Origin of the sequence: Streptomyces sp. NPDC017993 (assembly GCF_044328065.1) — a bacterium.
Lineage (GTDB): Bacteria > Actinomycetota > Actinomycetes > Streptomycetales > Streptomycetaceae > Streptomyces.
The window spans coordinates 252,673-278,457 of the sequence record NZ_JBIRGO010000004.1 but is presented as its reverse complement, the minus strand read 5'-3'; the positions used below and the strand labels follow the sequence as shown (position 1 = coordinate 278,457).

Below are 25,785 nucleotides of genomic sequence, written 5' to 3'. Positions count from 1 at the left end.
GGGCGTGGGACGACCGTACGGAGGGGGTGTGACGGCTCGCTGAGGGCCGGGTGAGAGCCCGATGAGAAAGCGCGACCGGGCGGGGCGTGGGTCCTGCTCCCCCACCCGGTCGCTACGGATCGCGCCGCAGGCCGGGCTGCGGATGAGGCAGCCCGGCCTGCGGCGCGGTCGTCGTGATGTCGGGGCCGGGGGCTATAGCTCCTGGATGCGGATGTTGCGGTAGGAGATGACGTCGGTTTCGCTGTGGACCTGGAGTCCGATGTAGCCGGAGGCGTAGCGGCGGCCGTCGGTTCCGGGGTCGTCGCCTCGCGGGGGACTGAATTCCTGGCCGCCGGTGTTGTCGAACTCGTTGAGCAGCACGCCGTTGCGGTAGACGGCGTAGTGCTGGCCGGTCACGCGGATCTCGTAGTCGTTCCAGGTGCCCTTGGGCGTGACGCCGGCGCCCCCGAGGCCCACGCGGTCGAAGCCGTAGACCGACCCCGTCTTGTACATGTCGCCGTCGGGGCGGTCGAGGATCTGGATCTCATGGCCGTATTTGATGGCGACCCACTCCGGCCGGGACTCCTCGGGGTGGTCGTGCACGTTCGGGAAGCGCACGAACACTCCGCTGTTGGCGTTCCCGGTGCCGGGCGCGTCGTCCCGGAACTGGAGCTTGAGCGAGAAGTCGTCGTAGGTGCGCTGCGGGAACCACAGCATGCCCATGCCGGGAACGGAGGAGGAACTGGTCATGGTGCCGTCCTCGCCGAGCGAGAAGGAGCCGCCGCCGACCTGCTGCCACCGGTCGAAGGACTCCCGGGTGCCGTCGAAGAGGTCGCGGTAGCCGGTGTGCTGCCCGGGGGTGCCGATACCGGACTGCTTGGCGGCCCGGTTGACGGTCTTGCACTCACGGTCGTCGAGGACCCCGTCGGCGCGCAGACGGTCGGTGACTGCGCGGACGTGCTTGAGGAAGAGGGCCTGGGAGGACCAGTCCTTCTCGTCCTCGATCAGCTCGTTGACGGTGCATCGGTTGCCGGTCATGCGGTTGGGGATGCCGGTGTTGACGGTGCCGACGATGACGGTCAGCCGCTCGTCCCATTCCGGGCAGTTGGGCGCGGGCACGCCGCCGCCCGGGGCGATCGTGAACGCCACCGTCCGGGCCTCCGAGGTGTTGCCGGCCTCGTCGGTGGCGCGGTGGGCGACGGTGTGCCGGCCGGCCCGGTCCACCACGACCCGCGCCGTGTAGGCCAGGAAGGGGCCGCCGTCCAGGGCGTATTCGGTCTTCGCCACGCCGGACTCGCCGTCGGTGGCGGTGAGGGTGACGGTGGCCCGGTCGAGATAGTTGCCGTCGGAGTTCTTGTCGCCGGTGACCTCGGCGGTCGTCTCGGGCGGTGTGGTGTCCTCGGCGGGCGGGGTGACGACGGTGAAGGCGGTGGACTTCTCCGGTGCGGCGTTGCCGGCCTTGTCGGTGGCGCGGTAGCGGAGGGTGTGGGCGCCGGCGTCGTGGACCATGACCGGGGTGGTGTACGGCTGGTAGGCGGCGTCGTCCAGGGCGTACTCGATGGTGTTGACGCCGGAGCCGGTGTCGGAGGCCGAGACGGTGGCCGTCGCGCTCCCGATGTAGGCGCCGTCCGCGTCCTGTTCGCCGTCGAGCTTCACCGACGTCTCGGGCGGAGTGGTGTCATCCGTCGGCGGTGAGGCCACGCTGAAGGCGGTGGACTTCTCCGCTGCGGCGTTGCCGGCCTTGTCGGTGGCGCGGTAGCGAAGGGTGTGGGCGCCGATCTCGTCGATCACGACGGGCGCGGTGTACGGCTGGTAGGCGCCGTCGTCCAGGGCGTACTCCACGGTGTCGACGCCGGAGCCGGCGTCGGACGCCGTGACCGTGGCGGTAGCGCTGCCGATGTACGCACCGTCGGCGTTCTGCTGCCCGTCGAGCTTCACCGATGTCTCGGGTGCCGTGGTGTCCGAGCCCCCGCCGTCGGTGACGACGAGCACGCCCTGCATTCCCTCATGACCCGGAATGGTGCAGTGGTATCGGTACTTGCCCGGCGTGAGGGTGACTTCGGCGGTGTGCTTGCCGCCCTCCGCGTCGCCCGGATTGGCGAGGATATTGAGGCTGACGTCCTGGTTGTACTCGGAATCAGAGGTGACGAAGGTCAGCGTGTGCGGCATCCCCATCGTGTTGCCGGTGGCCGCGCTGTTCTCGAAGACGATGGTTGCCTTGCCTGCCACCGCCGTGGCGGGCGCGGAGGCGTACTTCGTGATGTCGTCCCCCGCGGTCCAGGTCAGGATCTGCTCGGCCTGCTGCGGGGCGGGCTGACCGTACGCGGTCGCCGAGGCCAGGCCGAGGACGAGGGCGAGGGCGGACAGCAGTGCTGTCCATGTTCTCCGGTACTTCCCGTACGTGCGGTACTCCCGGTATCTCCTGTGTCCCCGGTTCATCAGGATGCCTTCCTGGCCAGATGCTGCGGCAACGGGGTGGGCTCGCCGCCCTTGTACGTGATGCGCCAGAGCGCGGACTTGGGGTCGGAGGTGAAGAAGCCGCGCCCGTAGTCCAGGACGTAGAGCGCTCCGTCGGGCCCGAAGGTCCAGCCCATGAGGTTGCGGATGCCGTCCGCGCCCACCGGGATGATCTTGTCGAGGCTCTCCGCGTGCGCCGGCAGACCGCCGTTGCCCGCGGTCTTCGGATCCATCACGACCGCGTGCCGAGGCTGCTCGCCGTCGTAGAAGTCGCCGACGAACCACTTGCCGTCCCAGTAGGCGGGCCAGGCGTCCTTGCTCGCGCTGTCCGGGTCATGGCGGTAGACCGGGCCGTCCATCGCGGCCTGCCCGCCGCCCTTGAGCCAGGGGAGCAGCAGCTTCTGCTGGGACAGTTCGTAGCTGGGGATGCCGTCGGCGTCGCGCGGGAAGTCGGGGCCGCCACCCTGCGGCGAGTACCAGATGTTGTTGGACTCGGCGGGCGGGATGTTGACCAGGCCGTCGTTGTGCGGCGACTCGTTCTTCAGGTGGTCGCAGTCGTACCAGCCCAGCGGCTTGGAGGGGTCGGGCAGGTTGCGGTCACGGTAGGGCTGCTCGTTGCCCATGCAGAACGGCCAGCCGCGGTTGGAGGCGTGGGTGATGACGGCGAAGGTGTCGTACTTCGCCGGACCCCAGGTCGGGCTCGGTGTACCGGCGTCCGGGCCGACCCACCCCGCGTACAGGGTGTCGGTCTTCTTGTCGACGGAGATCCGGGAGGGGTTGCGTACGCCCATCACGTAGATCTCGCCGCGGGTCTTACCGCCCCCCTCGTCGGTCTCCTTGCCGGAGAAGAGGTTGCCTTCGGGCAGGGTGTAGGTGCCGTCCTGCTCGGGGTGGATCCGCAGGATCTTGCCATTGAGGTTGTTGGTGTTGCCCGCGGTGCGCCGGGCATCGGCGAACGCGACGTCCTTGTAGGTGGGCTCCGGGTTGTTTCCGGAGTAACCATCGCTGAACTGCGAGGAGTTGTTGTCACCGGTGGCGATGTAGAGGTTGCGTGCGGAGTCCCACGCCATGCCGCCGCCGGCGTGGCAACAACTGTGGATCTGCACGGGCCACTTGAGGAGAACCTTCTCCGAGGAGAGGTCCAGTCTGTTCGTGGCCGGGTTCACGGTGAAGCGGGAGACCCGGCGTTCGGCCATCTGCGTGTCGCGGTCGATGCGGGAGTGCGGGGTGTAGTGGAGATAGATCCAGCCGTTGGAGAGGAAGTCCGGATCGAGTTCGATGCCGAGCAACCCCTCCTCGTTCTTGACCAGTTCATCGCCGCCGCCCTTGTTCCCGAAGACGGTCACCGAGCCCGCGAGGGTCACCTTCCCGGTCTTCGGGTCCCAGCTGTGGACGGTGCCCTCGCCCTTGCCGACCTCGGGGTTGTTCCAGTCGGTGACCACCGGCGTGCTCGCGTCGCCGCCGCCACGGCCGATGTAGAACACCCGCCCGTCCTTGGCCGTCACCAGCCCGTGCGGCTCCCCGATCTGGTCGGAGCTGCCCGGCTTGTTGGGTGACGTGACCCGCTCCGCCTTGTAGTTGGTGGTGATGGTCGCCTGGCAGTCGGCACGTGCGAGCCGGGTGGTCCACAGCAGGGCGCCCCGCAGGTGGCTGCGGAAGTCCGCCTCCTGGAAGCTGTCGGCCGTACCGCCCATGGCGGTGTAGAAGGAGCGGCCGCCGTCGTAGTCGCGGCACCAGGACACGGGGTGGTCCCAGCCGTTGGCGCCGGTGCCCGGCTGGTAGGTGTTCTCCCGCACCCGGGCCACCGTGTGCACCGTGCCGCTGGGGTTGGTCGTCCAGTTGAGCCAGCGGTCGGGGCGCTTCCACTGGACGGGCAGGTCCTTGGTGGCGGGGTTGGCGCGGTCGCCGACCTCGACGGTGGCGCGTTGCGCCGCGGCCGGGCCGGAGCCGGTGGGCCGGGCGCCGATCAGCCCGGTGAACCAGTCCGAGTACGGCTCCGCGCGCGCCGCGTCATGGATGCCGAGGAAGCCGCCGCCGGCCTCCATGTAGCGCTCCAGGCCGGCCTCCTGGTCGGGGTCGAGTACGTCGCCGCCGCCGGTGAGGAACACGACGGCGTTGAACTTGCCCAGCCGCGGCTTGGTGAAGACCGAGGCGTCCGCGGTCGCCTCGATGGTGAAGTGCTCTGCGGCCGACCCCTGTTGGCCGATCTTCTCGATGGCCGCGATGCCGGCGTCCACCGTGGGCGGCTCGTCGCCGGCCGAGGCGTGGAAGACCAGGACGCGTACGTTCTCGCCGCCCGGTGGGGACGGCAGGCTCAGCCGGGCGGCGGACCGCTCGGGGGCGGTCCCGGCCACGGCGGGCGAACCGCCGAGCAGGGCCGCGGTGACGGCTGTGGCGATCATCCCGGCCGCCCAGCCATATCGGGACTTCGGTCTGCCGGTGCTCAACCCTCTTCGGTGCGAGGGTTCCTGACGCGGTGTGCGTCGCATGGTCCACCCATCCCTCATCGGTCACACAACAGCCGATGAAGCTAGACCTCTTTTGGCGACTCGCCAAGAGCTATGACCGCGAGACAACGAACTTTGTCCTGAGTGTGGATAAACCGAGAGCCTGCGGCTACCGTCCAGACAGCTCACTTCGCGCCACTTCACTCCCACATCCCTCGCCCCTTGCACCCCTGTGCCGCGCACTCGCCGATGGGAGCACGATGACCGAGGCAGTCGAGCCCACCCCACCTCCCGCCCTGCCGAGACGACTCTTCAACCGCCGCTTCCTGGCCGGCGGCGCTGCCGTCGCGGCGCTCGGCTCCACCGCCGCGGCCGCCGGACCCGCCTCCGGCGCAGCGGCCGCCGACGCGCGCGCGACAGCTGCGGGCACGGTGAAGCGCATGAAGCTGTACGCCGAGAAGCTGCCCGACGGGAAGCGCGGCTACGGCTTGGAGAAGGGCAAGGCGTCGGTCCCCGGCCCGCTGATCGAGCTCGTCGAAGGGGACACCCTGCACATCGAGTTCGAGAACACCATGGAGGTCGAGACGGGCCTGCACGTCCACGGCCTCGACTACGACCTGGCCAACGACGGCACCAAGATGAGCCACAGCACCGTCGAGCCCGGTGGCACCCGCACCTACACCTGGCGTACGCACGCTCCGGGCAGGCGCAAGGACGGCAGCTGGCGGCCTGGCAGCGCGGGCTACTGGCACTACCACGACCATGCCGTGGGCACCGAGCACGGCACCGGAGGCATCCGGGCCGGGATGTACGGGCCGGTGGTGGTGCGCCGCGCCGGAGACACCCTGCCGGACAAGCAGTTCACCATCGTCTTCAACGACATGACCATCAACAACCTGAAGACCGGCCCCGACTTCAAGGCAACCGTGGGCGAACGCGTCGAGATCATCATGATCACGCACGGCGAGTACTACCACACCTTCCATGTGCACGGTCATCGCTGGGCGGACAACCGCACCGGGCTCCTCCAGGGCCCGGACGACCCCAGCCGGATCATCGACAACAAGATCACCGGCCCGGCGGACTCCTTCGGCTTTCAGATCATCTCGGGGGAGGGCGTCGGTGCCGGCGCCTGGATGTACCACTGCCATGTGCAGAGCCACTCGGACATGGGGATGGCGGGCCACCTTCTGATCGCCAAAGCCGATGGGTCGATTCCCGGCCATGGTGGCCACGAGGAACACGCGTCCCACGACGGAGCGGGCTGAACACCCCTTATTGGAGCGGGTGTTCGAGGGGGTGCGTGAAGTCGGCGGCCAGGCCCTCGAACTGAGCAATTGACTGTGCCGCCCGCCTGCAACAACCGCCATTCGGTGGGTATGTTGGGGGCTGCACCGGAGGAGCCGCAGCCCCCGTCGTGGCGCGGCAGGCGGCTGCCTCAAGGCGGTGGAGTCGAAGCGACGGGAATGTGTCGAATGAGCCAAGAAACCCAACCGCAGTCCAGTACCGTCGATGTCAGCGTCCCGAGCGTGGCGCGGATGTACGACTACTACCTCGGCGGCAAGGACAACTACGCGGTTGACCGCGAGGCCTGCGAAGAGCTGAACAAGGTGGTGCCGAGCACCCAGGTGCTGGCCATCAACAACCGGCGATTCCTGCAACGCGTGGTGCGCTGGCTGGCCCGCGAACACGGTATCCGGCAGTTCATCGACCACGGATCAGGTCTGCCGACCCAGGACAATGTCCACCAGGTGGCGCAGCAGATCGATCCGCAGTCCCGCGTGGTGTACGTCGACAACGACCCCATCGTGCTGGCTCACGGCCGTGCGCTGCTGGAGGAGAACGCCAACACCGCGGTCATCCAGGCCGATATGCGGGACACCGACGGCATCTTCGACAGCCCCGAGGTCCGACGGCTGATCGACTTCGACGAGCCCGTCGCCGCGCTGTTCGTCTCCGTCCTGCACTGCATCTCCGACGCCGACGACCCGGCCGGCCTCATAAAACGTGTCGCCGACCGGCTCGCCCCCGGCAGCTTCCTGGTGGTGTGTCAGCTGGTCAGTGAGGACGCGGCGACCCGCGACTTCGTCACGGAGTTCATGCGCGTCAGCACCGAGGGCAGGTGGGGCCGGGTGCGCCAGGCGCACGAGCTGGCCGGTTTCCTCGACGGCCTGGAGATCGTGGAGCCGGGCCTGGTGGAGGTCTCCACCTGGAGGCCGGACGCGGACCTCGGCCCCAAGCAGGTCACCAAGGAGTGGATCGAGTTCGGCGGCGTCGCCCGCAAGTCGTAGCGACCCCGGCGGCGGACCGGGACGAAAGCGAGCGCGTAAAAGAAGAGGCGGGCCCCCTCAGGGGCCCGCCTCTCTTTCGTCCGCGATGTCCCTTCGGGCTCTTCCCACCCGCATCACGCTGCCTGCCGGCGCGCGACTCAGGTGTCCTGCTTCAGCAACCGCTCCAGCATCGCCATCGACTCGCGGGGCGACTCGGCCTGCGCGCTGAGCCGGTCCATCACGGCGAGGTAGTGATCTACGTCGTCCCGCTTGTCCAGGTAGAGCGCGCTGGTCAGCTGCTCCAGATAGACGATGTCCGGCAGATCCGGCTCCAGGAACCGCAGGATGGTGATCGGCCCACCGGCGGCCGCGAGGCCGCCGAGGCTGAACGGGGCGATCTGCAGCGTGACGTTCGGCAGCTCCGCCATCGCCATCAGATGCCGCAGCTGTCCCTCCATCACCTCCGGCCCACCGAGCGGGCGGCGGAGCGACGCCTCGTCGATCACGGCCCACACGCGGGGCGCGTCGGGGATGGTCAGCAGGGCCTGCCGCTGGACGCGCAGCGCGACCCGACGCTCGATCTCCTCAGCGGAGGCGCGCGGATGACCAAGCTTCGTCACCGCACGGGCGTAGTCCTCCGTCTGCAACAGGCCCGGCACGAACTGCACTTCATATGTACGGATGACGGAGGCGGCCTCTTCGAGGCCGATGTGGGTCTCGAACCAGGTGGGCAGCACATCGCCGTACTGGTGCCACCAGCCGGGTGTACTGGTCCGGCGGGCGAGCGTGAGGAAGACCTCGCGGTCGGACTCGTCCGTGACGTGGTAGAGCGTCAGCAGGTCGGCGACATCCCGCTCCTTGCAACCCACCCGTCCCAGTTCGAGACGGCTGATCTTCGCGTGTGAGCCGCGGATGGCGTCACCGGCGGCCTCGCGGGTGATGCCGGCCGATTCACGCAGCCTGCGCAGCTGCGTGCCCAGCACGATGCGCAGGACGGTCGGGCCGCCCCGCGGGTGCTCAAGGTAGCGGCGCAGAGACGGTTCGCTGCTCGGCTGCGCGGCGATCATGCAGACTCCCCTGAGTGGTCGGGCGAACGCCCAGTGTCCCATCGCCCGGTGCGTACGTACAGCCGTGCTGACTATCCGGTCGACATATGCGTCAGTCCCGGGGGACGAGGTCGTCGAAGTCGCCGTCCTTGGCGCCCTGGACGAAGGCCGCCATCTCGTCGCGCGTGTAGATCAGGGCCGGCCCCGAAGCGAACCGCGAGTTGCGCACCGCGACCCCGCCATCCGAAAGAACCGCCAGCTCAACGCAGTTGCCGCTGGGGTTGCTACGGCGGCTCTTGCGCCACACGGCGCGCTCGATGCTGGTCGCCTGCATGCCGTTGGTCACCGGCTTCATAACAGCTTCTCCTTGCTGGAGGACGGGCCCCCGCCCCTGTTCCGGGCTCGCGATCACGGTGGCGTGAACAAGCCCCTGTGCGACCGTCCTTACCGATGTAATTGCAGATGCACTTGCAGCGGGGGACGACTGACGAGGATATTAGCCCTCCAGGGCAATCCAGCCCAGCCCCGAATGCCCCTTCGCGGAGATCGTGATGACGACACATCCGGCAGAGACCGTGCACGACGCCCTTCGGGAGGAACCGTGTGAGGACGCCTGGTGGATGCCGGGCCCCGACGGCTTCGCCGCCTGCGCCTTGAGCAGTTCCGCCCGTACCGTGGCGGAGGCCCGCCGCTTCACCCGGGCGACGCTCGAAAGCTGGAGACTGTGTTCTTCGGTCGCCGAGGACGCGGCCCTGGTCGTCTCCGAACTCGTCAGCAACGCCCTGCGGTACGGCGCCGGCGTGGGCGGGCCGGCTGCGGTGTGTCCGGCCTGGCTCGCGCTGACGCGGCAGGACAGCACCGTGCTGTGTGCGGTCTCCGACGCCGGCACCACTGCGCCGGTCGTCAAGGTGCCCGACCATCTCGCCGAGTCGGGCCGGGGCCTGCACATCGTCGACCAGCTGAGCGATGCCTGGGGCTGGACACCGCCGGACCGGTCGGGGAAGACGGTGTGGGCCACGGTGTCCTCGGTGCGCGGCTGACGGTACGTAGGAAGAAGGTGCGGTGGTCCTTCCGTGAGGCCCGCACCTGAGGGACTGCTCAAATAGGCTTCTGGGACCGAGAGTTGGTCAGCATTTTTGCTGGGCCGCGTCGAAGTTACTGTCACGGGTATGACGGAAACTTCTCTCCGGTACGTCCCCGCGTACATGGACGCCGGCCCGCGCGCGGAGCTGGAACTGGTCCGGGTCGGATGCTGGGGAACGTCACCGAGATCACCGACCCCGGCCTCGTGCACTGCAACGGCATCTATCCGGTCGAGGAGGAAGCGGAGTCCCTCGCCGAGCGCTTCCCCGAAGCCGTGATCATCGCCTCCTGCACCATCGACTACCACATGACCTACGGCGCCTGGAAGATCGTCCATCCCGACGGGACGCGCCTGTTCGCCGCCGGTTGGCACGGAGAGGACGACTGGGACTTCGCGGGATCCCCGACCGATGTGGCCGCCGCCTTCGGTATCACCGCGGAGGAACTGTCCGAGGGGGGCATCGACATGAACGACGACGTCAACGTCTTCGCCTGGGGCGGCTTCTCCGCCCTTGCCCTCAGGAAGGTCGTCCCCTTCACGCACACCGGCCGTGCCGTGTCCGTCTTTCGCGTGAGGCACACCGAGGACGCCATCGGCAGCATGGAAGAGATCTGGCTGGAGGCGTAATCGCCTGGGGCGGCCCAGGCCCTGACTCTCCGCACCACCTCCGAGGGCGGAGTCGTCGAGGGCGACCGGGTCATCCCGTCGGACGTCCCTAGGGGCGGACGTAGGGCCGGGTCAGGATTTCCATGTTGTGGCCGTTCGGATCGGCGAAGTAGGCGCCACGACCGCCGAACAGGCGGTTGATCTGCCCGGGTTCGGTGTGGTTGGGGTCGGCGTGGTACGTGACCCCGACCATTTCCAGGCGGGCGATCATGTGGTCGAACTGCTCGTCGGGCACGAGGAACGCGTAGTGCTGCGACTGGATCGGCTCGTCACGCTTCTCGTAATAGTCGAGCGTCACGCCGTTGCCGAGATCGACGGGAAGGAACGGCCCGAAGGGCGCGCCGACCGGCAGCCCCAGGATGGCGGCCAGGAACTCGGCTGACAGCTGCCGGTCCTTGGCGTGGACGACGGTGTGGTCCAACTGAACTGATGTCGTGGGCAGTTCGGATGCGTGCTGGGGGTCATGCAGTTCGTTCGGCATGTGTGGTGTCTCTCCGGGTCTTGAGATCCGCTGGGATGGGCGCCGCCTGCGGGCGCCGGGCAGAAGGACTCGGAAAGGGGGGCGGGGCTCTTGCCCGCCGCGCGCTCACGCCGGGGCCGGGAACCTCACTCGTGCATGGCCCATGGCCGACCCGGTAGTCACCCGGCCGACTGTAGTGATCAGTACGGGCGGCGGCCAAGCGGTTTTTCGGACTCGCCCCTCAGCAGTGACGCGTCTTTGGTGGTCAGGCCGCCACGGGCGTGGTCGAGGGCGTCGTCGGCCTTCGGATCGAGCCGTGATCCAGCAGACGCGCCCTAGTTCGGCTGGCCGATCGGCCGGACCACCAGTGTGTTCACGTCCACGCCGCGCGGCTGGGAGATCGCCCACACGACGGTGTCCACCAGATGCTCGGCGGAGATCATCGGGCCCGCCGCGTCGGCTCCGCCGGGGCGGTCGTCCCAGAACGGCGTCCGCACCCGGCCCGGCGCGATCAGTGTTGTGCCGACCCCGTACCCGGTCGTCAGCATGCGGACGTTCTCCGCCAGCCCGGTCACCGCGAACTTCGTCATCGAGTACAGGTTGCCGGGCGTGTTCTTGAACCCCGCGACACTCCCGATCAGCACGATCCGGCCCTGCGACGCCTTCAGCGCCGGGAGCGCCGCCCGCACCAGCAGTGCGGGACCCAGGACGTTGGTGAGCACCATGCCCCGCCACTCCTCGGGGTCGCCGGTCTCGACGTTGCCGCTGGTCGAATACCCGGCGTTGGCGATCGCGTGGTCCAGCCGCCCGAAGACGCGCACGGTCTCCTCGACCGCCGACGACACCTGCCCCCAGTCCGCCGCATCCCCCTCGAACGTCAGCAGCCGGTCGCCCGCGCCCGCCTCCGCCGCGGCCTCGGCCAGCTCGGTCAGCTTCTTCGTGCTGCGCCCGGTCGCCGCGACCCGGTGGCCGAGGCCCAGCAGGCGGCGCACGGTCTCCGCCCCGATCCCGCTCGACCCGCCCGTGAGGAAAGTGACGGGCGCTTCGGTGCTCTCGCTGGACGCGTTCGCGTTGGACATGGTCTCCCCGTGTGCCGGTGCGGTGCGCGCGGAAGTGCGGCGCCGTCGCTGATCCGACGCTAGATCGTCCCGGCCCGCGCGTCCACGCCGTTGCCGATCACGGACACGCCCTTAGGCCCCGTCCGGCGCGGCGTCCGGCAGCCCGAAGGCGGACAGGAGCTGCTCGGCGGCGAGGGTCGCGGTGAGGCGGCCTTCGCGTACCTCGTGCTCGACGCCGGGGCCGACGCGGCGTACCTCCGGGTGGTCCTGGAGGCGGTCGATCAGGCGCTCACGGACCATCGACCAGGTCCAGTCGACCTGCTGCGCTCGTCGGCGTTCGGCGAGCGCGCCGGTGGACTCCAGCAGCGTGCGGTGCTGCTCGATCCGTTCCCACAGCGCCTTCAGGCCGGTGCCCTCGCGGGCGCTGCAGGTCAGGACGGGGGGCGTCCAGGCGGCGTCCGGTGGCTGCAACAGCCGCAGGGCGCCGGAGAGTTCACGGGCCGCCGAGCGTGCGTCCCGTTCGTGCGGGCCGTCCGCCTTGTTGACCGACACCAGATCCGCGAGCTCCAGCACGCCCTTCTTGATGCCCTGCAGCTGGTCTCCGGTGCGGGCCAGGGTCAGCAGCAGGAAGGTGTCGACCATGTTGGCGACGGTGGTCTCGGACTGCCCGACGCCCACCGTCTCGACCAGGACGACGTCGTAGCCCGCCGCCTCCATCACCACTATGGATTCACGGGTCGCCCGCGCCACCCCGCCCAGCGTCCCGGACGTGGGCGAGGGGCGGACGAACGCCGCCGGGTCGGTCGCCAGCCGCTCCATCCGGGTCTTGTCGCCCAGGATGGAGCCGCCGGTGCGGCTGGACGACGGGTCGACGGCGAGCACCGCCACCCGGTGCCCCTGCCCGGTCAGCAGGGACCCCAACGCGTCGATGAACGTCGACTTGCCGACACCGGGCACACCGCTGATGCCCACGCGGCGCGCCGCACCGGAGTGCGGCAGCAGCTCGATCAGCAGCCGCTGGGCCGCCGCCCGGTGGTCGGCGCGGGTGGACTCCACCAGGGTGACGGCGCGGGCGATCCAGGCCCTGGAGCCCGCGCGGACACCCTCGGCATAGCGTTCGACATCGATCCTCGCAGGCATCAACGGCACCGGCTCACAGTTCGTGGCCGAGGACCGACGCCAGGTCCTTCACCAGGTCGTGGGCGGCATCAGGGATGACCGTGCCGGGCGGGAAGACCGCGGCGGCGCCCATGTCGCGCAACGTCTGCACGTCCTGCGGCGGGATCACGCCGCCGACCACGACGGTGATGTCCTCGCGGTCCTCCGCGGCCAGCGCCTCGCGCAGCGCGGGCACCAGCGTCAGATGGCCGGCCGCGAGCGAGGACACGCCCACGATGTGCACGTCCGCCTCCACCGCCTGGCGGGCGACCTCGGCCGGTGTCTGGAACAGCGGGCCGACATCGACGTCGAAGCCCAGGTCGGCGAAGGCCGTGGCGATCACCTTCTGGCCGCGGTCATGGCCGTCCTGGCCCATCTTGGCCACCAGGATGCGCGGCCTGCGCCCCTCGGCGCGCTCGAACTCGGCCACCAGCGCCCGGGTGCGCTCCACACCGGAGGAGGGGCCCGCTTCGTCTCGATACACACCCGAGATCGTACGGATCTGGCCGGAGTGCCGCCCGTATACCGACTCCAGTGCGTCCGAGATCTCACCGACGGTCGCCATCGCACGGGCGGCGTTCACGGCCAGGGCGAGGAGATTGCCCTCCAGGCCCTCCCCGGGGCCCGACTTCGCCGCCTCGGTCAGCGCCCGCAGCGCGTCCTGGCAGGCGCTCTCGTCGCGCTCGGCGCGCAGCCGCTTCAGCTTCTCGACCTGCTGCGTGCGCACCGATGAGTTGTCGACCTTGAGGACGTCGATCTCCTCATCGGTCTCCACGCGGTACTTGTTGACACCGATCAGCGCCTGCCGCCCCGAGTCGATACGGGCCTGGGTGCGGGCCGCGGCCTCCTCGACGCGCAGCTTCGGGATGCCCGCGTCGATCGCCTTGGCCATACCGCCGGCCGCCTCGACCTCCTCGATGTGCTGCCAGGCCCGCTGTGCCAGATCGTGGGTGAGCTTCTCGACGTACGCGCTGCCGCCCCACGGGTCGATGACCCGGCAGGTACCCGACTCCTGCTGGAGGAACAGCTGGGTGTTGCGGGCGATACGGGCGGAGAAGTCGGTGGGCAGGGCCAGCGCCTCGTCGAGGGCGTTGGTGTGCAGCGACTGGGTGTGGCCCTGGGTGGCGGCCATCGCCTCGACGCAGGTACGGGTGACGTTGTTGAACACGTCCTGCGCGGTCAGCGACCAGCCCGAGGTCTGCGAATGGGTGCGCAGCGAAAGGGACTTGGGGTTCTTCGGCTCGAACTGCTGCACAAGGCGCGCCCACAGCAGGCGGGCCGCGCGCAGCTTGGCGATCTCCATGAAGAAGTTCATGCCGATGGCCCAGAAGAAGGACAGGCGCGGGGCGAAGGAGTCCACATCCATGCCGGCCGCCATGCCCGCGCGCAGATACTCCACCCCGTCGGCGAGGGTGTACGCCAGCTCCAAGTCGGCCGTCGCGCCCGCCTCTTGGATGTGGTAGCCGGAGATCGAGATGGAGTTGTAGCGCGGCATCTTCTGCGAGGTGTACGCGAAGATGTCGGAGATGATCCGCATCGAGGGCTGCGGCGGATAGATGTAGGTGTTGCGGACCATGAACTCCTTGAGGATGTCGTTCTGGATGGTCCCGGCCAGCTTCTCGGGCGGTACGCCCTGCTCCTCGGCCGCCACGATGTAGAGGGCGAGCACGGGCAGCACCGCGCCGTTCATCGTCATCGACACGGTCATCTTGTCGAGCGGGATGCCCTCGAAGAGCTGCCGCATGTCGTAGATCGAGTCGATCGCCACGCCCGCCATACCGACATCGCCGGTCACCCGCGGGTGGTCGCTGTCGTAGCCGCGGTGCGTCGGCAGGTCGAAGGCGACCGAGAGGCCCTTCTGGCCGGCCGCCAGGTTGCGGCGGTAGAAGGCGTTGGACTCCTCCGCGGTGGAGAAGCCTGCGTACTGCCGGATGGTCCACGGCTGGTTGACGTACATCGTCGGGTACGGGCCGCGCAGATACGGGGTGATGCCCGGGTAGGTGCCCAGGAAGTCCACGTTCGCCAGGTCCGCCTCGGTGTAGAGCGGCTTGACGTCGATGCCCTCCGGCGTCTCCCACGTCAGGTCCTCGACGCCCTTACCGGTGGCCTCCTCGACGGCCGCCGCCCACTGCCCGGTGTCGCCCCCGCCCGGGGCGCCGGCAGCGCCCTCGGCCGTGTCCGACAGCTCGATCGTGCTGAAGTCCGGGATGGCGCCCGCCTGTTGCGTCGCGTCGTCCATCACGCCACCTCCATGACATCCAGGGCCGAGGACAGCACCTCGACCGCGTCGCAGCCCGCGAAGACGAAGGCGTCCACACCGGCTTCCACGAATTCCTCCCGGCGCTCGCCCGGCTTGCCCGCCAGGTGCACCCGCAGCGCTCCCGCCGACTTCAGCGCGGCTGCCACCGCGCCGGCCTGCTCGGCGTACACCGCGTCACTCGAACACACGCACGCGATCCGTGCCCCACTGCGCCGGAACGCCTCGGCCACCGACTCCGCGTCGACCGAGGCGGGTTCCTGCACCGTCTCGATGCCGCCCGCCTGGAAGAGATTGGCGGCGAAGGCCACGCGCGCGGTGTGCACCGCGGCCGGCCCCAGCGCGGCGAGGAAGACCTTCGGGCGGGTGCCGGTGGCCGCCAGACGCGCGTCCGACCGGGACCGCAGGGTCTCGTACGCGTCGTCCCTGCGCACCCGCGGCAGTCCGCCGCCCACCGGAGCGGGGGCGGGCTCGCGGTGCACCGCGGGCTCCGCGAGATGCGGGAACTCGCTGACGCCGGTGATCGGTTCGCGGCGGCGAGCGAGGTTGTCGGAGCGCTGCTGCCAGGTGTGCGCCAGCCGATCGGCGACCATTCCGGAGCGCAGCGCCGCGGTCTGGCCGCCGGCGCTCTCGATCTCCTGGAAGAACGCCCAGGCGGCGGCGGCCAGTTCGTCGGTGAGGCTCTCCACGTACCAGGAGCCGCCCGCCGGGTCGATCACCTTCGACAGGTGCGACTCCTCCAGCAGTACGGACTGGGTGTTTCGGGCGATGCGGCGGGCGAACGCGTCGGACAGGCCAAGCACCGAGTCGAACGGCAGCACCGTCACCGCGTCCGCGCCGCCGACGCCGGCGGAGAGGCCGGCCACCGTCGTGCGCAGCATGTTCACCCAGGGGTCCCGGCGGGTCATCATCACCGTGGAGGTGACCGCGTGCTGGCGCTGCGCCGACGCGTCGGGCGACGCGCCGCACACCTCGGCGACCCGGGCCCACAGCCGGCGGGCCGCGCGCAGCTTGGCGATCGTCAGGAACTGGTCGGCCGTGGCGGCGTAGCGGAACTCCAGCTGCCGGCAGGCCGTGTCGATGTCCAGTCCGGCCGCGGTCAGCTCCCGCAGGTAGGCGACACCGGTGGCGAGCGAGGCGCCCAGCTCCTCGGCGGTCGAGCCGCCGGCCTCGTGGTACGGCAGGGCGTCCACGGCCAGGGCCCGCAGGCCCGGCGCGTCCGCGGCGCAGCGCGCGGCCAGCTTGGCGGCCGCGTCGAGGTGCGTGCGCAGGGCGCTGTCGTCGCCCGTGCGGGCCAGCAGGCCCAGCGGGTCGGCGCCGAGATTGCCGGACGCCGCACCGAGGGGCACACCTGCCGCGGTGTAGAGCCTCAGCAACTCCTCGGCGGCCGCCTCGAAGTCGGCGCCGGCGTCCAGTACGACGGCCGCCAGGTCCAGGTAGACGCCCTGTAGCGCCTCGGAGAGGCCCGCGACCGGCACACCGCCGTCCCCGACGGTCAGCCAGAGGGAGGTGACGCCGTTCTCCAGATCGGCGAGGACGGTTTCGTTCGCGCGGCGCGGGTCGGTGTGCTCGTGGCGCTGGCGTACGTCCCAGCCGGCGACGGATGTGCCCTCGGGGCGCCCGGCCCGTACGAACGGAGGGAAGCCGGGGAGGCCCACGGCGGCCGTCTGCTCGGCGGAACCGGAGGGCTCGGCGGTGTACAGCGGGCGGATGCGGATCCCGTCCTGGAGCTCGGTGGCGAGCGCGTCCTCGGCGGCGTCGCCCGCGGCATCGGTGACGCCCGATTTGCGCAGCACGCCTTCGACGAGGCGCTGCCACTGTTCTCGGTCCGCGTCCGGGAATGCTGCGGCCAGGGGGAGTTCGGGGGACTCGGCGGTCATGGCAGCAGGCTAGGCGAACGACCGTTAGCTGGAGCAGGGGCTCCAGCTGTGACCTTGCACTCTTTGACCTCGCGCTTGTCCGTATTCGGGTGGACATTCGTGCCGGCGCCAACGGGGGAGCGGCCGTGGCGACCCGATCGGGGCGCGGGTACGGCCGTCCTCCGGGGCGGTCGGAGGGGGCTGCCGGGCGGTCGGGGCCGGTTCCACGGTGGCTGGTGCGCGCCCGAGAGTACGGACAAAGTGCCGCTTAATGCGCATATCGCTTCATGCGGTCACCCGCCGGCCGCGCTGATCTCCTGGAGCTGACCGGTGGCCGCCCGCCCGCGAAGGCGCCACCGGCCCGCGCCGAGCGCTCGGCGTGCGTACCGGGTGGGGGACCGGCCGGTTCAGTACGGTGGGCGCGGCACCCGACGGAGGAGCGGTATGTCCAGGCCGATCGCCCGCCCCGTGGCCGCCGCCGCGCTCCTGACCCTGCTCGTGGCGTCTGCCGTGGTGTGGGCCCTGCCGGACGCCGCCTCGGACCGCGGCCCGGCGTGCACCGGACGCGCGGTGGCGTCCTGGTCGACGGATTCCGCGCACACCACCGCCTTCTCCCGTTACGGCGACGACAACACCCGGGTGGACGACTGGACGGGCGGCGACGGCACCCACTCCGTACGGCTCCCCGACGGCCGGACCCTCTGGCTGTTCTCCGACACCTTCCTCGACCGGGTCCAGCCACCGCCCAACCCCCAGGGCCTGCCGCACCGTTGGCGCACCGCCGACCACGGCGGCACACCCTTCCTCCGGCACAACTCCGCCGTGCTGATGTCGCGTTCCGGCCGGCTGGAGCGCACCCTGACCGGTGGCAGCGGTGCCGCCGCGGGGCCCCTCTTCCCCGATCCGCCGGGCGGCTGGCGGTGGCCGGTCCGCGCGAGCGTGGAGCCACGGGCACCCGGCGCGCACGAGAAGGTCGTCCGCGTCCTGCTGTGGAACCGCGCCCCGGGTTCCGGCCCCTGGATCTTCGGCGTACCGCGCGGCACCGAGGTCGCCACCCTCTCCCTGCCGGGACTGCGCCTGGAGAGCATCACCGAGGCCGTGGACCAGACGTCCGTCACCGACCCGGGCCGGCGCGTCCTGTACGGCGCGGCGTCGGTACGCGACGGCGCCTGGCGCTACGTTCTCGGCAGCGACGACCCGCAGGCGTCACCGGCCTCCAGCGCCTACCTCGCCCGGGTCCCGGCCGGGCGGCTCGCCGAGCGCGACCGCTGGCGATTCTGGGACGGCGCCCGCTGGCAGCGGCAGGCCGCGCGCGCCGCGCCGGTGCTGCGGGCCGGCGGCCGGCGCGGCGTGGGCAGCTCCTTCACCGTCGTCCGCGACGGCCCGACCTGGGTGCTGTTCACCATGGACACCGGCAGCGGGGGCGCCGCCGGTCTGGCCTCGCTCACCAGCTACTGGTCCTGCTCGCCTCAGGGCCCCTGGCACGGCCCGCAGCGCCGCGTCACACCGCCGCGCCCGTCCGCAGATGCCCCGGACGGTGGCGATGTCGCCGTCTACAACCCGCAAGTCCACCCGGAGTTCACGGCCTCGGGCCGGCTCCTGCTCAGCTACGACATCAATGTGCTCGGCCCGCCCGGCGTTCCGACCGACTCCCGGCTGAACGGCGACGTCGACCTCTACCGGCCGAGGTTCCTCCGCGTGCGGCTGGGGCCTGCCGGGCCATGAACCGCGGCGGCTCCGCTACCGGGCTCCGACCGGCCCGATGGCCGGGCGGCCAATCCGATGACCTGGCGCCCGGGATCAGCCGGAACTCTGCCGCCCGTGCCGCTCCCGCCAGGCGCGGGCCACCTCGTCGATGTCGAACGGGGTGAGATTCAGCGGCGGGCCTTCGAGGGGGGTGCGCAGTGCCGCGCGGATCCGCTCGTTGACGGTGGTCAGGATGCGGCGCAGCGCGGCCTCGGTGGGTGCTGTGGACGCCGCCTCCAGCGCGTCCTCGGCCTCCTTGCGCAGGACGAGGGTCGGCGGCAGGTACGAGAGGTTCTCGCGGCTCATCTTGTCCTTGACCCACCACAGCTCGTCGTAAGGCCGGTCGAGCTGGGGCAGCGGCTTTCCCGCGCCGGGCAGGTCGGCGAACTCGCCCCGCTCCGTCGCCTCGCGGATCTGCCTGTCGACCCAGGTCTCGAAGTCGACGCCGGGGGGTTTGCGCTCGGTCATCGCGTGATTCTCCCGAGGTCCAGGGCCGTCCGATCCTCTTGGCCCGCGGGTGCCTGCCTTCACCGTAGCGCGGGGCGGGCGGTTTTGCCGGTGCCGGTGAATGTGAAGGGGGAGCTGCCGCGTGCCCATCCCCGGCTGCCCTGGATCGTCGCAGGCCCCTCTCGGCTCCGGGCCTCAGCCGCGGGTCTCGTTCATTTGGTCCGCGTGTCCGTCGGGGTCGGCTGGACGACGGGGAAGGCGTTGTTGCCGCCGCACACCATGGGGCCGACGCGGACACCCGCGCCCACCAGCGTCACCGTGACCTGGCCGGACGGCTTGTCCCCGGGGACGCGGGCATTGGCAGCCGTGCACACCAGCTGATTGAGGGAAGCGGAGTCCAGCAGCTTTGCGTTCATGGGCAGCGTGATCTCGACCGTGCCCTGGCGGGTGCCGGCGGTCAGCCGCCCCGGGAACTCCGGCAGCACGCTGGACAGGCCACGCTGCCGCTCGGCATGGTTCGGCCCGTCCAGCAACAACCGGATCGCCTCCTCCGGGTCGGCCGGTGCCTTCGCCGGACGGGTCGCGGAACGCAGCCCGGACAGCCCGTAGAAGAACAACTGGACGTCCGCCTCGGGCTGGCCCGGATCCTTGACACCGACCGCGGGCGCACCCGCGTCGATGACGTCGGTGGTCGCCACCCCGCAGCCCGACAGCGCGGCACCCAGCAGCCCGCTGAGCACGATCCGCCGCGCCCTCACAGACATCAGGGCGTCAAGGGCGTTCATCCGTCGCTCTCCTTCCCGGCCGAGGGGCGTACGGCATCCCGGTCGCCCTCCACGGCGCTGCCGGCAGCCGCCGCGGGGCCGTCACCGGCAGGCAGGGCGGCGGGCCCGGCCTCGCCCTCCGCCGCGATCTCCTGTGCTTCTGCCGGGTGACGGGAGGGCTCGCCATTTCCCGTGTCATGGCGCAGCGGCAGGTCCACCGTGAACACCGCACCGCCCTCAGGGGAGTTGGCGGCACGGACCGAACCGCCGTGCAGCCGTACGTTCTCCAGCGCGATGGCCAGACCCAGGCCGCTCCCCTCCGAGCGGGCACGCGCGGAATCCGCCTTGTAGAAGCGGTCGAAGACATGCGGCAGCACCTCGGGGTCGATGCCGGGACCACTGTCGCGGATCTCGATGAGCAGCCGGTCGGCACCCGCCTCCGGCGTACGCAGCAGCACCCGCACCGGCTCGCCGCCGTGGTGCAGGGCGTTGCCCACCAGGTTGGCGACCACCACATCCAGCCGGCGCGGGTCCAGCCGCGCCCGTACCCCGTCCGGCAGGTCCGCGGCCACCCGCTGCTGCCAGGCCCTGGCCTGCAGTGTCTTACGGATCGTCTCGGCGACATCCACCTCGTCGAGGTGCAGCGACGCGGCCCCGGCGTCAAAACGTGAGACCTCCATGAGGTCCTCCACCATCCGCGCCAGCTTGCCGGTCTCCTGGCTGATCAGCCGGACCGCGGAGGCGGTGTCCGGGTCCAGGGAGTCCGCGTCCTCATCGAGGACATCGGTCACCGCGGACATCGCCGCAAGCGGCGTCCGCAACTCGTGCGACACATCCGCCGCGAACCGCCGGGCGTTGGCCTCCAGCCGCCGCAGCTCCGCCATGTTCTCCTCCAGCCGCGCGGCCATGTCGTTGAACGACCGTGAAAGGTCGGCGAGTTCGTCGGCCCCCTTCACCTCCAGCCGGGTGTCCAGCTTGCCCTCGGCGAGCCGCCCGGCGGCCTGCCGCAGGCCCCGTACGGGCCGCAGCACGCCGCGCGCCGCGAACAGCGCGGGGATCACCGCGAGCGCAAGCACCGGCAGCGCGCCCCGCTGCGCCGCGCTCACCAACGCCTCGACGTTGGACTCCTCGGCATTCAGCGGGAGTTGGGCGTAGACCGACAGGGCGGAGGCGTCGCCGTCGGACTGCCGGACCGGCATCCCGATCAGCAGCCACGGCGCGCCGTCACGCTCGACCCGCTGAAAAGCCGGGACATGGCGCTTCTCGACCGACTCCTTGAGCTCGGCCGGCACCACCACGCCCCGTCGCAGGCCCCCTCCGCCGCTGTCCGGCACACCGCTGTAGTGGACGGAGATGTCCCAGTCCCGGGACTTGCCCGAGCGCTCCAGCTGGACGCGGAAGAAGTCCAGGTCCGACTGCGACGGCGGTACCGGCAGCTCGGGCGCCAGCGAATTGATCTGCTCCCGCAGGTCGTTGACGGCGATGTCCTGCGAGCGTTGGAGGATGGCGTTGCGTGCCTCGCGGTAGGTCAGCCCCGCGGTGGTCAGCGCGCTGACGGCCGCCACCAGCAGAAAGGCGACCACGAGCCGGGCCCGCAGCCCCCGCAGGAACTGGGGACCGCCCCGCCGCAGACGGGGGAGGGCCGGCACCAGGCGGCCGACGTGGCTCACAGCGGTCCGAAGCGGTAGCCGAAGCCCCGCACGGTCTGGACGTACCGGGGGCTGCGAGGTGTGTCCTCTATCTTCGTGCGAAGCCGCATCACACACGCGTCGACCAGCCGGGCGTCGCCGTGGTAGCTGTGCTCCCAGACGTGTTCGAGAAGTTGCTGGCGGCTGAAGACCTGGCCGGGCGTGGCGGACAGGAACAGCAGCAGCTTCATCTCCGAGGGGGCCAGCGCCAGGTCCTGGCCCGCCTTGGCGACGACCAGGCCGGCCCGGTCGATGGCCAGTTCGCCGTACGTCTCGATCGGGGCGGGCCCCGGTTCGGTGGCCGGGCCGCCGTCGGCGGGCAGCGCCGTGCGGCGCAGCACCGCGCGGATCCGCGCCTCCAGGACCTCGCCGCGGGCGGGCTTGACGATGTAGTCGTCGGCGCCGGCCTCCAGGCCGAGCACCACATCGAGGTCGTCGCCGCGGGCGGTGAGCATGATGATCGGCAACTGCCGGTCGGCACGGATCAGCCGGCAGATCTCGAAGCCGTCCTTGCCGGGCAGCATCAGGTCCAGCAGGACGATGTCGGGGCGGAAGCCCGGCAGGACCTCCAGCCCCTCCTCGCCGCTGGCCGCGGCAGCCACGTCATGGCCGCGCCGGCGGAGCGCGAGGCTCACACCGTCCCGTACGGCAGCGTCATCCTCGATCAGAAGTACCCGTGGCATGGGACAAGTATCGAAGAGAGAGATGATGGATCCGTAACAGGGGCGGAATGGCCGGAATTTCGCGCTTCTGTCCGGGCATGCGACGGCGCCCGGAGGGAAGGGTACGTCGACGGGCCCAGGACCGATCGACGGGCCCGGGTCCAGCGGATCCCGCGCGTCCCCGTCACGCCGGTCCTGGTCACGCCGCGCCGAACAGCTCCGCCAGGCCGCGATCGACATCGAGCTGCATCTGCTCGGATCCCTCGGGGACGGCCTCGTAGGAGCGGGCCAGGAACCGCCGGATGTCCGCCGTCCGCATCTGGACCATGGCGACGCCTTCCTCGGCGTGGAACTCCATCACCGTGCGCTCCTGATCGGACGGCCGTACCCGCACGTCACCCCGCCCGGCCGGGCCTCTCAGCCCCTCGGCGAGCAACTCGCGGGCGAACGCCCAGTTCACCGCCGCGCCGTCGAGTGAGATCTCCGGCGGGAAGGACATCCGCACCGCGAGCGGATCGGACGGCTCGTAGCGCAGTACCGCGGGCACCGCGTGCGGACCTGGCGCGGTCGCGATGAGACGGACCTGGACGGCTTGGTCGATAGCACTGGGCATCGCGGCTGCTCCCTCACGGCTGTCGGGTCTTGGGCGTGGCACATCCAGTAGGACGCAGTGCCCGCTCTCGCCGTGCACGCGACGGGTGTGTGATCTATGTCATGTCAGGAATCCCCGGCCCGATCCTGGGTAGCGCACCGGGCCGGCCGACGGCCGGGGCCCCGCCGCCGGACGGACTTCGGTGCCCTCGCCGGGCACCGGTCAAGGCGTGGGGTGCTCAAGGAACTCCTCCAGGATTCCTGGGGCGGCCGCCGCCGCGAAGCCCGGTGCTTCGGTGGCCGCGAGGTCCGGAATGCGGTAGCCGTCCTCGCCGGCCGCGACCGCCGCGGTGAGCGCGACGAGGCCGGCCCGGCGAGTGGCGGGCGAAGTGGTGAACGTCCACGCCACGACGGCCTTGCGCTGAAGGGCGAGGGTGTCCCGGCTGAAGGTGCCGGACCGGGTCACCAGGAAGCTGCCGCGTATCCCATGGCCCAGATTGCGGTACGCGTCCCGGGCCAGCCACAGCGCGAACGGCGTGCTGAGCGCCGCGTAGATCCACGCGCAGTGCAGCAGGACGGGAGTGAAGGCCACCCCTGTACCCGCGAGGAGGATCGTGCCGGGCAGCACCGCGTACAGCACGCCACGCACCCGGCGTCGGCGCAGCGCGATACGCGGGTGCGGCGTCAGCGGGCCCGGTGACGTCAACTCCGTGTCGGGGAACGGCATGCGCAGGGCGTCGCGTGCCACGCGCAGCGCCTGGGGCCGGGGCGCGGGCGGCAGCACCCCGCTGCGTCGGCGGTTCTCCTCACGGTTGCCGAGCCCACCCGCGACGGCGCGGACCGTCGCGCCACCACCGGCGCGCAGCAGCAGCGGCTCGCGGAGCAGCACCCCGCGCAGCCGGTCCTGCTCGATGGTGACGGAGCGAGTGGTGAACAGGCCCCGGTGCACGCGCAGCGTGCGGGCATCGGCCCACTCCAGGCGGTAGTTCCACCAGTTCTCGACGTAGAGGGCGACCGCGCCGACCGAACCGAGCGCGATGACGCCGAGCAGCGCGGCGGGAACGGTCAGCCACAGCATGCCGGCGCCGAATTCGCTGAACGCCCGCTGGACGAAGCCGATTTTCCACGGCTCGACACCCATGCCGTCGAGCGCCCGGTAGAGGGAGCCGACCGCGACGAACACGCCGCCGATGACCCAGAAGGTCAACGGCGCGTACCGCAGCCAGCGCGCGCTGATGCGGGCCAGCACCGGATCCTCGGCGCCCGCCCCGGTATCGGTGCGTGCCAGCAACTCCGCTTGTAGACGACGGGCCTGATCGACCGTCAGTGAGTCGAGTCGCAACTCGCCGCCGGTGTCACCCGAGCCCGCCGTGCCCGCGCGCAGCACCGTCACGCCCAGCAGGCGGTGCAGCGGTGAGGCCGTCAGGTCGACGGTGCGGATGCGCTGGAGCGGCACGCTGCGCAGGCGCCGGGTCAGCAGCCCGGTGCCGACCTCGAAGGCGTCAGGCGTCACACGGAAGGTCGTGCGGGCCCAGCGCACCAGGCCGATTGCGGTGATCACGGCGAAGGACGCGGCGATGGCGGCCAGGCTGATCCAGGTCCTGGTGCTGATCCGCCCACCGGTCGCCAGGGCCGTCAGCGCCAGTGAGCCGAGCGGTGCGGCCATCCAGCCGCAGTGCACCAGGAGTGTGCGCGGGTCCAGCCGTCGCCACCGCGGCGCGGCGGGGCAAGCGGTGCGGCCGGGGGCGTTCGTCGGGGCGCTCATGCCGCGTCACCCGCTACCTCCTGGGCGGCCTCGCCGATCCGCCGGGCCAGCTCCTCGGCGTCGGCGTCGCAGAGCCCGGCGATCTTTATGTCGCCGGCGGTGGAGGCGGTGGTGACGGTGACGGTCGCCAGGCCGTAGCGCCGCTGCACGGGGCCGCGCAGGGTGTCCACGGTCTGCACCCGCGACAGCGGCGCGATCCGCCGCTTCTGCCAGAGCCAGCCGCCGGCCGCGTAGACCGCGCGGTCACCCAGCTCCCAGGCGTGCACCGCGTAGCGCCGGCGCGGCATGACTGCGAGGTACCAGGCCGCCGGCAGCACGAGGGAGACCACCAGCAGCGGTCCGAGCCAGGGCATCGCGCCGGGGAAGAATAGCAGGCTCAGGACGGCCAGGGCGAGCGCCGTCAGCAGCATCGGGCCGCTGAGCGTCAGCAACGCCTGGACGGTCCACCAGTGGCGGGCGTGCGGGTCGACGCGGTGGCGGGGTGGGCGCAGGCGCGGGGCGGCGCACTCGGGCATCAGGGATCACTCCGGTTTTCAAGTCAACTGTATTGCGTCCCGGTACGCTATAACGATACGAGTGACTTGTAAAAGGTGCGGGTCACCGCTCGCTCACTCGCACGGAGCGCGTCAGCGACGAGCCGGCAGCGGAGGAAGGGGCCTGCGTGCCCAAGAAGGTGGATCACGAAGCCAGGCGGCAGGAGATCTCGGAGGCGCTCTGGCGCATCGCGAGCACCCGGGGTCTGGACGGCGTGAGCCTGCGCGATGTCGCCGCCGAGGCCGGCATCTCCCTCGGCCGGCTGCAGCACTACTTCCGCACCAAGGACGAGATGCTCCTCTTCGCCCTCCGCCACATCGACCAGCTGGCCGAGCGGCGCATCCGCGAGCGCATCGAGGAGCTTCCCGGGGAGCCGTCGCCCCGTACGGTGCTGCGCGCCTGCCTGGCGGGCATGCTGCCGCTCGACGAGAAGAGCAGGATCGGCAGCCTGGTCGGCGCCGCCTACTTCGCCCGCGCCGTCCACGACGAGTCCCTCCGGGCGGAGGCCAGGGAGGGCACCCCCAAGCTCCGCGCCTTCTTCGCAGACCAGCTGCGCCGGGCCGCGGCCCGTGGCGAACTGCCGTCGGAGCGGGCCACCGAGGACGAGGCGATGCTGCTGATCAGCGTGGCCGACGGCCTCGCCACGTACGTCCTGCTGGACGTGCACGGTCCCGAGCAGGCGCTGCGACTGCTGGACCGGCACCTGGAAAACCTCTTCGGGTGCCCCTAGCCGGGGTGCGTGGGAGCACCGGCGGAGTGCACCGACTCCTGCCTCCGTGCGCCGCCCGTGTTGCCTCCGTGCGTCGCCCGTGCCGGATGATCTCGTGGTCCGTGCGCCGACCGGCGA

The 25,785-nt window shown here is 70.9% G+C and carries 22 protein-coding genes; 6 read left to right on the top strand and 16 right to left on the bottom strand.

What is annotated here, in order from left to right; genetic code table 11:
* Window positions 1–192: 192 nt before the first annotated feature.
* Together ACH4FH_RS08595 and ACH4FH_RS08590 are read right to left on the bottom strand one after the other, a co-directional pair.
* Window positions 193–2,418: an OmpL47-type beta-barrel domain-containing protein gene (locus tag ACH4FH_RS08595; RefSeq protein ID WP_398555011.1), complete on the bottom strand. Its 2,226-nt coding sequence runs from the start codon at window positions 2,416–2,418 to the stop codon at window positions 193–195.
* The gene (locus ACH4FH_RS08590) at window positions 2,418–4,925 is read right to left on the bottom strand and encodes a ThuA domain-containing protein (RefSeq protein ID WP_398555010.1); all 2,508 of its coding nucleotides are present in this window, start codon (window positions 4,923–4,925) and stop codon (window positions 2,418–2,420) included. The genes ACH4FH_RS08595 and ACH4FH_RS08590 overlap by 1 nt, the downstream gene beginning before the upstream one ends.
* A gap of 254 nt (window positions 4,926–5,179) precedes the next feature.
* On the opposite strand from ACH4FH_RS08590, the gene ACH4FH_RS08585 reads away from it, so the two are divergent.
* Together ACH4FH_RS08585 and ACH4FH_RS08580 are read left to right on the top strand one after the other, a co-directional pair.
* Window positions 5,180–6,151, top strand: coding sequence for a multicopper oxidase domain-containing protein (locus ACH4FH_RS08585; RefSeq protein WP_398555216.1), 972 nt, complete (start codon window positions 5,180–5,182; stop codon window positions 6,149–6,151).
* 207 nt (window positions 6,152–6,358) lie between these two features.
* Window positions 6,359–7,174 carry an SAM-dependent methyltransferase gene (locus tag ACH4FH_RS08580; RefSeq protein ID WP_398555009.1) on the top strand — a complete coding sequence of 272 codons (816 nt, stop codon included), beginning with the start codon at window positions 6,359–6,361 and terminating at the stop codon, window positions 7,172–7,174.
* A gap of 137 nt (window positions 7,175–7,311) precedes the next feature.
* On the opposite strand, the gene ACH4FH_RS08575 is transcribed toward ACH4FH_RS08580, so the two are convergent.
* Both ACH4FH_RS08575 and ACH4FH_RS08570 read right to left on the bottom strand, forming a co-directional pair.
* On the bottom strand, window positions 7,312–8,220 hold the full coding sequence (locus ACH4FH_RS08575) for a helix-turn-helix domain-containing protein (RefSeq protein ID WP_398555008.1): 909 nt from the start codon (window positions 8,218–8,220) through the stop codon (window positions 7,312–7,314).
* A gap of 91 nt (window positions 8,221–8,311) precedes the next feature.
* Window positions 8,312–8,554 (bottom strand): DUF397 domain-containing protein, encoded by a 243-nt coding sequence (locus tag ACH4FH_RS08570; RefSeq protein ID WP_398555007.1) that lies wholly within the window; start codon window positions 8,552–8,554, stop codon window positions 8,312–8,314.
* Window positions 8,555–8,750: 196 nt separating this feature from the next.
* Here ACH4FH_RS08570 and ACH4FH_RS08565 point away from each other — a divergent pair, with 196 nt between their 5' ends.
* Window positions 8,751–9,239 carry an ATP-binding protein gene (locus ACH4FH_RS08565; RefSeq protein WP_398555006.1) on the top strand — a complete coding sequence of 163 codons (489 nt, stop codon included), beginning with the start codon at window positions 8,751–8,753 and terminating at the stop codon, window positions 9,237–9,239.
* A 209-nt stretch (window positions 9,240–9,448) separates the two neighbouring features.
* Complete coding sequence (locus ACH4FH_RS08560) at window positions 9,449–9,910, top strand: DUF6333 family protein (RefSeq protein ID WP_398555005.1); 462 nt, start codon at window positions 9,449–9,451, stop codon at window positions 9,908–9,910.
* Window positions 9,911–9,998: 88 nt separating this feature from the next.
* On the opposite strand, the gene ACH4FH_RS08555 is transcribed toward ACH4FH_RS08560, so the two are convergent.
* From ACH4FH_RS08555 to ACH4FH_RS08535, 5 genes are all read right to left on the bottom strand, one after another.
* Window positions 9,999–10,430, bottom strand: a complete 432-nt coding sequence (locus ACH4FH_RS08555) for a VOC family protein (protein WP_398555004.1) — start codon at window positions 10,428–10,430, stop codon at window positions 9,999–10,001.
* A 314-nt stretch (window positions 10,431–10,744) separates the two neighbouring features.
* Window positions 10,745–11,488: an SDR family oxidoreductase gene (locus tag ACH4FH_RS08550; RefSeq protein ID WP_398555003.1), complete on the bottom strand. Its 744-nt coding sequence runs from the start codon at window positions 11,486–11,488 to the stop codon at window positions 10,745–10,747.
* Window positions 11,489–11,599: 111 nt separating this feature from the next.
* Window positions 11,600–12,607 (bottom strand): methylmalonyl Co-A mutase-associated GTPase MeaB, encoded by a 1,008-nt coding sequence (meaB, locus tag ACH4FH_RS08545; protein ID WP_398555002.1) that lies wholly within the window; start codon window positions 12,605–12,607, stop codon window positions 11,600–11,602.
* A 13-nt stretch (window positions 12,608–12,620) separates the two neighbouring features.
* Window positions 12,621–14,864, bottom strand: coding sequence for a methylmalonyl-CoA mutase (gene scpA / locus ACH4FH_RS08540; protein ID WP_398555001.1), 2,244 nt, complete (start codon window positions 14,862–14,864; stop codon window positions 12,621–12,623).
* Window positions 14,864–16,762 (bottom strand): methylmalonyl-CoA mutase family protein, encoded by a 1,899-nt coding sequence (locus tag ACH4FH_RS08535; RefSeq protein WP_398555000.1) that lies wholly within the window; start codon window positions 16,760–16,762, stop codon window positions 14,864–14,866. The genes scpA and ACH4FH_RS08535 overlap by 1 nt, the downstream gene beginning before the upstream one ends.
* Before the next feature lie 423 nt (window positions 16,763–17,185).
* Here ACH4FH_RS08535 and ACH4FH_RS08530 point away from each other — a divergent pair, with 423 nt between their 5' ends.
* Entirely contained in the window at window positions 17,186–18,466 is a 1,281-nt protein-coding gene (locus tag ACH4FH_RS08530; protein WP_398554999.1) for a DUF4185 domain-containing protein, read from the top strand.
* A 75-nt stretch (window positions 18,467–18,541) separates the two neighbouring features.
* Here ACH4FH_RS08530 and ACH4FH_RS08525 read toward each other — a convergent pair whose 3' ends face one another.
* The 7 genes from ACH4FH_RS08525 to ACH4FH_RS08495 form a co-directional block, all read right to left on the bottom strand.
* The gene (locus ACH4FH_RS08525; RefSeq protein WP_398554998.1) at window positions 18,542–18,955 is read right to left on the bottom strand and encodes a DUF1992 domain-containing protein; all 414 of its coding nucleotides are present in this window, start codon (window positions 18,953–18,955) and stop codon (window positions 18,542–18,544) included.
* A 191-nt stretch (window positions 18,956–19,146) separates the two neighbouring features.
* On the bottom strand, window positions 19,147–19,719 hold the full coding sequence (locus ACH4FH_RS08520; protein ID WP_398554997.1) for a hypothetical protein: 573 nt from the start codon (window positions 19,717–19,719) through the stop codon (window positions 19,147–19,149).
* Complete coding sequence (locus ACH4FH_RS08515) at window positions 19,716–21,329, bottom strand: ATP-binding protein (protein ID WP_398555215.1); 1,614 nt, start codon at window positions 21,327–21,329, stop codon at window positions 19,716–19,718. The genes ACH4FH_RS08520 and ACH4FH_RS08515 overlap by 4 nt, the downstream gene beginning before the upstream one ends.
* A 35-nt stretch (window positions 21,330–21,364) precedes the next feature.
* Window positions 21,365–22,069: a response regulator gene (locus tag ACH4FH_RS08510; RefSeq protein ID WP_398554996.1), complete on the bottom strand. Its 705-nt coding sequence runs from the start codon at window positions 22,067–22,069 to the stop codon at window positions 21,365–21,367.
* Window positions 22,070–22,247: 178 nt separating this feature from the next.
* Window positions 22,248–22,661, bottom strand: a complete 414-nt coding sequence (locus ACH4FH_RS08505) for an SsgA family sporulation/cell division regulator (RefSeq protein WP_398554995.1) — start codon at window positions 22,659–22,661, stop codon at window positions 22,248–22,250.
* 201 nt (window positions 22,662–22,862) lie between these two features.
* Complete coding sequence (locus ACH4FH_RS08500) at window positions 22,863–24,404, bottom strand: PH domain-containing protein (RefSeq protein WP_398554994.1); 1,542 nt, start codon at window positions 24,402–24,404, stop codon at window positions 22,863–22,865.
* Window positions 24,401–24,919, bottom strand: a complete 519-nt coding sequence (locus ACH4FH_RS08495) for a PH domain-containing protein (RefSeq protein ID WP_398554993.1) — start codon at window positions 24,917–24,919, stop codon at window positions 24,401–24,403. The genes ACH4FH_RS08500 and ACH4FH_RS08495 overlap by 4 nt, the downstream gene beginning before the upstream one ends.
* Before the next feature lie 146 nt (window positions 24,920–25,065).
* Between ACH4FH_RS08495 and ACH4FH_RS08490 the strand changes: the two genes are divergently transcribed.
* Window positions 25,066–25,668 carry a TetR/AcrR family transcriptional regulator gene (locus ACH4FH_RS08490; protein WP_398554992.1) on the top strand — a complete coding sequence of 201 codons (603 nt, stop codon included), beginning with the start codon at window positions 25,066–25,068 and terminating at the stop codon, window positions 25,666–25,668.
* Window positions 25,669–25,785 lie beyond the last annotated feature (117 nt).

Excerpts from the sequence above, each read along its gene's own strand:
- ACH4FH_RS08505 (WP_398554995.1), bottom strand. The coding sequence starts at position 22,661 with ATGCCCAGTGCTATCGACCAAGCCGTCCAGGTCCGTCTCATCGCGACC.
- ACH4FH_RS08595 (WP_398555011.1), bottom strand. The coding sequence starts at position 2,418 with ATGAACCGGGGACACAGGAGATACCGGGAGTACCGCACGTACGGGAAG.
- ACH4FH_RS08520 (WP_398554997.1), bottom strand. The coding sequence starts at position 19,719 with ATGAACGCCCTTGACGCCCTGATGTCTGTGAGGGCGCGGCGGATCGTG.
- ACH4FH_RS08555 (WP_398555004.1), bottom strand. The coding sequence starts at position 10,430 with ATGCCGAACGAACTGCATGACCCCCAGCACGCATCCGAACTGCCCACG.
- ACH4FH_RS08510 (WP_398554996.1), bottom strand. The coding sequence starts at position 22,069 with ATGCCACGGGTACTTCTGATCGAGGATGACGCTGCCGTACGGGACGGT.
- ACH4FH_RS08580 (WP_398555009.1), top strand. The coding sequence starts at position 6,359 with ATGAGCCAAGAAACCCAACCGCAGTCCAGTACCGTCGATGTCAGCGTC.
- ACH4FH_RS08560 (WP_398555005.1), top strand. The coding sequence starts at position 9,449 with ATGCTGGGGAACGTCACCGAGATCACCGACCCCGGCCTCGTGCACTGC.
- ACH4FH_RS08535 (WP_398555000.1), bottom strand. The coding sequence starts at position 16,762 with ATGACCGCCGAGTCCCCCGAACTCCCCCTGGCCGCAGCATTCCCGGAC.
- ACH4FH_RS08590 (WP_398555010.1), bottom strand. The coding sequence starts at position 4,925 with ATGCGACGCACACCGCGTCAGGAACCCTCGCACCGAAGAGGGTTGAGC.
- ACH4FH_RS08495 (WP_398554993.1), bottom strand. The coding sequence starts at position 24,919 with ATGCCCGAGTGCGCCGCCCCGCGCCTGCGCCCACCCCGCCACCGCGTC.
- ACH4FH_RS08570 (WP_398555007.1), bottom strand. The coding sequence starts at position 8,554 with ATGAAGCCGGTGACCAACGGCATGCAGGCGACCAGCATCGAGCGCGCC.
- meaB (WP_398555002.1), bottom strand. The coding sequence starts at position 12,607 with ATGCCTGCGAGGATCGATGTCGAACGCTATGCCGAGGGTGTCCGCGCG.
- ACH4FH_RS08530 (WP_398554999.1), top strand. The coding sequence starts at position 17,186 with ATGTCCAGGCCGATCGCCCGCCCCGTGGCCGCCGCCGCGCTCCTGACC.
- ACH4FH_RS08575 (WP_398555008.1), bottom strand. The coding sequence starts at position 8,220 with ATGATCGCCGCGCAGCCGAGCAGCGAACCGTCTCTGCGCCGCTACCTT.
- ACH4FH_RS08550 (WP_398555003.1), bottom strand. The coding sequence starts at position 11,488 with ATGTCCAACGCGAACGCGTCCAGCGAGAGCACCGAAGCGCCCGTCACT.
- ACH4FH_RS08565 (WP_398555006.1), top strand. The coding sequence starts at position 8,751 with ATGACGACACATCCGGCAGAGACCGTGCACGACGCCCTTCGGGAGGAA.
- ACH4FH_RS08500 (WP_398554994.1), bottom strand. The coding sequence starts at position 24,404 with ATGAGCGCCCCGACGAACGCCCCCGGCCGCACCGCTTGCCCCGCCGCG.
- scpA (WP_398555001.1), bottom strand. The coding sequence starts at position 14,864 with ATGGACGACGCGACGCAACAGGCGGGCGCCATCCCGGACTTCAGCACG.
- ACH4FH_RS08525 (WP_398554998.1), bottom strand. The coding sequence starts at position 18,955 with ATGACCGAGCGCAAACCCCCCGGCGTCGACTTCGAGACCTGGGTCGAC.